Source organism: Vibrio sp. 1078-1 (assembly GCF_033340475.1).
The window spans coordinates 1-696 of record NZ_JAWOWM010000361.1 but is presented as its reverse complement, the minus strand read 5'-3'; the positions used below and the strand labels follow the sequence as shown (position 1 = coordinate 696).

Genomic DNA, 696 nt, shown 5'->3' with positions numbered 1-696 from the left:
GCAAGCCTTTTTTCGAACAGAAGTGTTTATTTCTTCTTGTCTTTTTTATCTTTGTTATGCCCTTTACCTGGGTTGTCATCGCCATGCACGCTAGCGTTTCCTTTTTTGTCTTTATCATCCCGGTTTTTAGAAGAGCAATCGTCGGATTTGACGGAAATATTGTCACCGCTTAGGCGAACACAATCTTTGCTCAATTCAAAATCGTCACCTTTTACTGTGATTTCAGCATGAGCGGCAATCGCGTAATTTCAATTTTCTGTCAAGACTATCCAAGTCGTATTAGTAAATTGATGGGTTTCTCACATATTTTACAGCTCGACTTCCGCCCATTTTATCCATTACGGTGATGGTCTTAGCCCAGACCACAATCTTTTGGTCGTAACTGAAATTCTTCGATAGAGCCAATTTCTTGCCCTAAGTGAATTCGAGGAGCATCGACATGTGCTTGGCCTTGCGAGTGCATGACCAACCGGTTTGCTGTTCTCGGTTTCAGTTCGTTAACGACAAAGCGAATCATGTCTGCTCTTGTTAGCTTTTTGAGCTCGGCTAGTACTTTTTCGCGTTGATTAAACTCGGTATCTTTGTTGCCTATTGCTACCCACAAGCGTTGCGCTCGTCCACGTAAAGTCGTGTCTGGGGTTGCGATTTGGTTCCAAAGGCCACGCTTACTGCTGTGCCATTGGTAGTCGTTGAGCT

General features: G+C 43.8%; 1 protein-coding gene and 1 pseudogene. Both read right to left on the bottom strand.

Annotated features, from left to right (window positions below; genetic code table 11):
* Positions 1-26: 26 nt before the first annotated feature.
* The gene (locus tag R7190_RS27590) at positions 27-239 is read right to left on the bottom strand and encodes a CG2 omega domain protein (protein WP_141179912.1); all 213 of its coding nucleotides are present in this window, start codon (positions 237-239) and stop codon (positions 27-29) included.
* 113 nt (positions 240-352) lie between these two features.
* A pseudogene (locus R7190_RS27585) lies at positions 353-696 on the bottom strand (insulinase family protein); the annotation flags it as partial.